Origin of the sequence: Nocardiopsis listeri, assembly GCF_020741345.1 — a bacterium.
GTDB lineage: Bacteria > Actinomycetota > Actinomycetes > Streptosporangiales > Streptosporangiaceae > Nocardiopsis > Nocardiopsis listeri_A.
In genome coordinates this window covers 1-6,360 of record NZ_DYZD01000022.1, presented here as the reverse complement: position 1 = coordinate 6,360, position 6,360 = coordinate 1, and the positions used below count along the sequence as shown (strand labels likewise).

Here is a 6,360-nt window from a genome sequence, read left to right as displayed (position 1 = left end):
ATGCAGGCGACGGCGATCGCGGTGATCCCCATCGGCGACCGCACCGCATTGCGTGTGGTGGTGACGGCCGGGGAGGGAAGTCGATGGCGTCCAGTGGACACGGGCACTCCGGGGGTGGGACGGGTCGTCCGGCGCCCGGTCGCCCGGGGCCGGCTCGTGGGGCGGTCGCCGGGTGCGGTTCCCGGCACCCGCGGAAGGTTCGTGGAGTGAACCGTTCTCGCGCGGGCTGCGTCCTACATGTGCAAGGGCGACCGTAAGCCGCGAAACGAACGATTCCTCCTCCGGACCTTACTGGCAGGTAACGCGGGAGTGGAAGGGTGGGGGTGGTGCCGCTCACATCGACGCCGAGGCAAGACGCTCCTTGACCGCTTTGTTACGGCGCTCCTCCAGATGTACTCCCGACTCCCCGCTACCATTGGCCCCCGGTATTCGCTTGACCGATACTTGACGTCCGATCGGCGCATGCCCCACCAGAACGGGGCCCGGCCCGCGTGGACGCCCCCGCGACCATTCGACCCCCGAGGGTTTTGGCATGTCCCATTCGCACAGTGACCGACGGAACCGAGGCAACCTCGGCTCCATGATCCTCGCCGGCGCCTGCTGCACCGGTGCGGTGGCCTACGCCGTGTTCGTGGGCCCGTCGATGCTGCCGCCCCAGGACGTGGAGGCCACCAACGCGACCAGCCCCGAGGTGTTGAGCAGCGTCATCGAGCCTGACCCCGAGGAACCCGTGCTCTCCGGCCCGGTCGGATCGCTGCGCGTGCAGGTCACCGACCGCCACCACGCCTGGGTACGGACGTTGGAGTGCACAGGGGACCTGGACCAGGACCCGGCGGCCTGCACCGCGATGGCCGAGGTGGCCGCCGGAATGGCCGAGGACCCCACCATCTCCGAGCCCACCACCGAGGAAGAGGACGCCGAGTCCGAGGACTCCGAGGAGGCCGTGGGCCACCCGCTGTTCGCCGAGATCAGCGACGGCACCGTGTGCACCGACAAGGTCTACGGTCCCCAGCAGGCCGGTATCGAGGGCGTCTGGGAAGGGCGCGAGATCGACACCTCCCTGACACGCCGCGGCTCCTGCGAGGAGGCCCGCTGGCAGCGCCTGGTCCCCCTCACCGAACGGTTCCGGACCGAGCAATAGGCGCGATAATCGGTGACCATGGATGTCATCAGGGTCAGTGACCCCACCGACCCGCGCCTGGCCGACTACACCCGTTTGCGCGACGTCAACCTGCGCCGTCACCTGGAGGCCGAACACGGCCTGTTCATGGCCGAGGGCGACAAGGTGATCCGCCGCGCCGCCACCGCCGGGTACGCACCGCGCAGTTTCCTGCTGACCGAGCGGCGGGCCGAGGCCCTCGACGACGTCGTGGCGGCCACCGAGGCGCCACTGTACGTCGTCAGCGAGGAGACCGCCGAGCGCCTCGTCGGATTCGACCTGCACCGTGGCGCCCTGGCCGCCTACCACCGCAAGCCCCTGCCGGAGCCGAGCGAGGTGCTCGCCGAAGCGCGCGCCGTCGTGGTGCTGGAGGACCTGGTCGACCACACCAACGTCGGCGCGATCTTCCGCAGCGCCGCCGGGTTGGGGGTGGACGCCGTCGTCCTCGCGCCCCGCTGCGCCGATCCGCTCTACCGACGTTCGGTGAAGGTGTCCATGGGCGCGGTCTTCACCCTGCCCTACACCCGTATGGACGACTGGTACGGAGGGCTGGACACCCTGCGCGAGTCCGGGTTCGACCTCCTGGCGCTCACCCCGGGGGAGGGGTCCGTGCCGATGGGGGAGGCGATGGACCGCCTCGCGCCCGACGCCAAGGTGGGGTTGCTGTTGGGGACCGAGGGCGACGGGTTGTCCTCGCGCTGGTTGGAACGGGCCACCTCACGCGTGCACATCCCGATGGCCGACCGCGACGTCGACTCCCTCAACGTCACCGCGGCCGCCGCCATCGCCTGTTACGAGCTCGGACGCACCCGGTGAACCCCTGAGCATCTAGTGTGGCGCGTGACACGGACGGCCACAGCAGGGAGGACGCAAGACATGGGCGGCCGAGCACTGGTGCAGTGGGAGCAGAACCGGGACAACGCGCCCGACGGGCTCCACGTCGACCTCTACGCGGGAGGACCGGCACCGACGGAACTGAAGGGGATCACCTTCTACCAGGTGCCCTACGCCCCCTCCACCCAGGGAGTGGACGAACGGCTGGAGATCATCGGACGGATGCCGGAGCTGCGCGTCCTCCAACTGGTCTCCGCGGGCTACGACCAGGTGCTGGGGCTGATCCCCGACCACGTCACCCTGTGCAACGGTCGGGGGCTGCACGACGCCAGTACCGCCGAACACACGCTCGCGCTCATCCTCGCGGCCCAGCGCGAGTTGCCCCGGTGGGCCATCGACCAGCGCGAACGCCGGTGGGCACCCGCGCCCCAGCGGTCGTTGGCCGACTGTCGGGTGATGATCGTCGGTTACGGCAGCATCGGCACGGCCATCGAACGGCGACTGCTGCCGTTCGAGACCGAGGTGGTGCGGGTGGCGAGCCGTCCGCGCCCGGAGCAGGACGTCCACGGCGTCGACGAACTGCCCGCCCTGCTGCCCCGGGTCGACATCGTGGTTCTGGTCACCCCGCTCAACGACGCCACCCGGGGCCTGTTCGGCACCCGTGAGTTCGCCCTGCTTCGCGACGACGCGCTCGTGGTCAACGTGGGCCGTGGCGCGGTGCTCGACACCGATGCCCTGCTCGCACAGAACGGTCGGGTGCGCGCAGCCCTGGACGTCACCGACCCCGAACCGCTGCCTGTCGACCACCCGCTCTGGGAGGCGCCCGGCGTGTACTTCACCCCGCACGTGGCGGGTGGATCGACCGCGTTCTACCCACGGGCGCGCGCGTTCATGGACGCCCAACTGGCCCGCTGGGCCGCGGGGGAGCCCCTTGCCAACGTCGTCCGCCCCGGTCGTTAGCGAAGACGACTCCGGGTTGGCCCTCCCCGGAAACGACCACGAACGAAACCGCGTGAATTCGTCCGATTGTCATACCTGCGGGGAAGGATGTGGGTATGCGGATCGCGGTGGTCGCAGACGGGGAGGGCGGCGGCCGGTTGAGGGAGCTCGACGGTGCCTCACCGGTCGGTCCCACCCGACGCGTGGACGACCTCGTGGCCGAGATCCGCGAGGTCGAGACGGGTTCCCCCGAACCCCCGCGCTGGGTCTGGGCCTGCACCGAGGACTTCTACCCCGAACTGGTCCGGGCCGGGGTGCGGGTGAGTCGCTGCCACGACGTCGAACACACCGAGGCGCTGCTGCTGGGCCACGCCGCCCGCCACTACGAACCCCACTCGCTCGGGGCCGCCTGGGCCCGGCTGCGCGACCTCCCGGTGCCCGACGACCCCGTCCGGCCGCTGGGGGAGGGCACCGCGGCCCAGCCCGCCCTGTTCGAGGCCGATCGTTCCACCCTGCCACCGGGTACCGACCGGCTCGAAGCCCTCGTGGAGGTCCACCGTGACCAGGGTGAACGCATCGGCGAGCTGCTCGCCCCCGACCGCTTCTCCCTACTGGTGGCGGTGGAGTCGGCCGGGGCCCTGGCCGCGGTGGAGATGAGCCACGACGGACTGCCCTGGCGCCCCGACGAACACGACCGGATCCTCACCGAGGTCCTCGGCCCCCGACCGACCGGTGGAGGACGTCCCCGGGTCCTGGCCGACCTGGCCGAACGTATCGGCGAGGCGGTCGGACACGACGTCAACCCCGATTCCCCGGCCCAGGTCATGCGGGCCATGGCGTGGATCGGGCACCCGGTCGAGTCCACCCGATCCTGGGTACTGGAACGCGTCGACCACCCCGTCGTCCCCCTACTGCTGCGTTACAAGGAACTGGCCCGGCTGTACTCGGCCAACGGGTGGACCTGGCTGGACACCTGGGTCAGGGAACTCAAGACGGAGGGGGATGGCCCGCGGCTGGGGCGTTTTCGACCCGACTACGTGATCGGCGGGGTCGTCTCCGGCCGGTGGGCCACCAGGGGCGGCGGCGCCCTGCAGATCCCCAAGGCGGTCCGTGGCGCGGTGCGCTCCGACCCCGGCTGGGTGCTGGTGCGCGCCGACGCCGGCCAACTCGAACCACGTGTCCTCGCAGCGCTCTCCCACGACGACGCCCTCGCGTCGGCCGCCGCCGAGGAGGATCTGTACGCGAGCCTGGCAGACCAGGTGGGCGGCGACCGCGAACGGGCCAAGATCGGTCTGCTCGCGGCCATGTACGGGCAGACCTCCGGTGACGCCGCGCCCCTGCTCGCCACGATGCGCCGCCTCTACCCCCGGGCCCTGGACCACGTCGACGCCGCGGCGCGCACCGGAGAGGGCGGAGGCATCGTGCGTTCCTGGCTGGGGCGGACCTCCCCACCACCGCGGGGCTGGGCGGCCACGATCGCCGGGCCGGACGCCGACCGTCGCAGACGCGCACACGGTCGTTTCACCCGCAACTTCGTGGTGCAGGCCACCGCCGCCGAATGGGCTCTGGTCCTGTTGGCGGCCCTTCGTCAAGAACTACGAGAACATCTTTCGAACATGCCGGAAGGCGGCGGCATCGTCTTCTTCGTACACGACGAAGTGGTCCTGCACGTGCCCGAGGAGCTGGCCGAAGAGACCGTCCGAGCCGTTCGCCGGGCCGAGAGCCGCACCCGAGAAATCCTCTTCGGTGATTCCCCGGTCCGTTTCCCGCTCGAACTGTCCGTGACGGACCGGTACGACAGACCCTGACCGGGCGCGAAGGCGACACCCGTTCAGGAAACGGTCATTCGGCGGAAAGGTAGCCGTCCGATATCGGACGGCGTGGACTTCTTGCAAACAAACCCCTGTGCGCTCATTCTTGGATCGGTACACGCAACCAAAGGCCGTGCGCCGCAGCGGTCGCCCCCGCCCGCCGCGGTCACAGAAAGGGTGATGACCCCCCGTGCGGAAACGGCTCAGAACATGTGCGGGAACCACGGCCGCCTTCGCGGTCGCCTTCACCGCCTTCGGGGCGACCCCCGCGATGGCCGAACCCGTGGTCGAGGAACGCCCCTCCCTCGCCGACCAGTCGGCCCACGACGCGGCACCCTCCACCGACGCGGAACCCAGTGGGGCCCGCACCCGGGCCCAGACCGAACAGGACGGCTCGCCAGGCGACGACACCACGGCGGACGCCTCCCCCGACGTCGCGAACGTCGACGAACTCCGTCGCGACACCTACGTCGCCCCCTTCCGTGAAGCGCGCTCTGTCGAGTACATCGCGGTCGCTCCCGAGACGCTGCCCTCCGAGGTCGTCGACGAGATCCGCGGCATCGACGGGGTCGACCACGTCCTGACCGTCGACGCCGCACGCGTGGAGGTCGACGGCGAGGCCACGTCGGTGATGGGCGTGCAACCCTCCACCTTCCGCAACCACGCCCCCGAACCCTCCGCCGAGGCGGACGAGATCTGGCAGGGCGTCGCAGAGGGCCACATCGCCCTGTCCAACGACGTGGGCAAGGAACGCGAACTCGAGGTCGGTGGCGAGGTCACCGTCGCCGGTGGCAACGGCGAGGTCCCCATGGAGGTGTGGACGCACGCCACCTCCGGCATCGCCGGGATCGACGCCCTGGTCTCCCGCGAGCAGGCCCGAGAACTCGGCATGCCCGAGGGCAACGCCCTGGTGATCTCGGCCGCCGACGCCGACCTGTGGGAGCTGCACGAGGCCCTGGAAGAGGCCCTTGGCGAAAACGCCCAGCTCCAACTGATCGCCGACGTCCCCGAACCCCTCGACGACGGCGAGGTCGTACCGCCCACGGTCGTCGAACAGGTCATCGCCAACGCCGAGACCCAGTTGGGCGTCCCCTACGTCTGGGGCGGCACCACACCCGACGTCGGATTCGACTGCTCCGGCCTGCTCCAGTGGGCCTTCCACGAGGCGGGGGTGTCGATCCCCCGGGTCACCCACGACCAGTGGAACGCGGGCGACAAGGTGGAGTGGGACGACCTCGAGCGCGGCGACCTGCTGTTCTGGCGTTCGGACCCGACCGCCCCCGACTACATCTCGCACGTGGCCATCTACCTGGGCGACGGACAGATGTTGGAGGCACCGCGCACCGGCCTGAACGTGCACGTCACCCCGGTTCGGACCAACAACTACGCGGGCGCGGTGCGGGTCCACGCCTGAGCCCTCGACCCCCGGTGGTGGGGGAGAGCGAACGCCGACCCGGTCGGGCCCCGAGCCCGGCCGGGTCGCCGCTGTCCGAAACCGATGCGCGTACATGAACCGTGAGAACGACGATGGGCCGTGGTGTCACCGCGCCGGTGGCACCACGGCCCATCGCTCTCCAAGTCCGAAAAACCGCCGGGAGGGGAAGGCAGGTCTCGGTA

At 70.5% G+C, this 6,360-nt stretch carries 5 protein-coding genes; all 5 read left to right on the top strand.

Translation table 11 applies throughout. The features are described from left to right. Positions 1 to 532: 532 nt before the first annotated feature. The 5 genes from K8V84_RS00990 (at position 533) to K8V84_RS00970 (ending at position 6,157) form a co-directional block, all read left to right on the top strand. Positions 533 to 1,141, top strand: a complete 609-nt coding sequence (locus K8V84_RS00990; protein ID WP_304069263.1) for a hypothetical protein — start codon at positions 533 to 535, stop codon at positions 1,139 to 1,141. Between the two features lie 18 nt (positions 1,142 to 1,159). Further along, entirely contained in the window at positions 1,160 to 1,975 is an 816-nt protein-coding gene (locus K8V84_RS00985) for an RNA methyltransferase (protein WP_304069261.1), read from the top strand. Positions 1,976 to 2,035: 60 nt separating this feature from the next. Next, positions 2,036 to 2,953, top strand: a complete 918-nt coding sequence (locus K8V84_RS00980) for a 2-hydroxyacid dehydrogenase (RefSeq protein WP_304069259.1) — start codon at positions 2,036 to 2,038, stop codon at positions 2,951 to 2,953. Positions 2,954 to 3,048: 95 nt separating this feature from the next. Beyond that, positions 3,049 to 4,740 carry a bifunctional 3'-5' exonuclease/DNA polymerase gene (locus tag K8V84_RS00975; protein ID WP_304069257.1) on the top strand — a complete coding sequence of 564 codons (1,692 nt, stop codon included), beginning with the start codon at positions 3,049 to 3,051 and terminating at the stop codon, positions 4,738 to 4,740. 193 nt (positions 4,741 to 4,933) lie between these two features. Further along, a complete protein-coding gene (locus K8V84_RS00970; RefSeq protein ID WP_304069255.1) occupies positions 4,934 to 6,157 on the top strand; it encodes a C40 family peptidase in 1,224 nt (407 codons plus the stop codon). Positions 6,158 to 6,360: the final 203 nt, after the last annotated feature.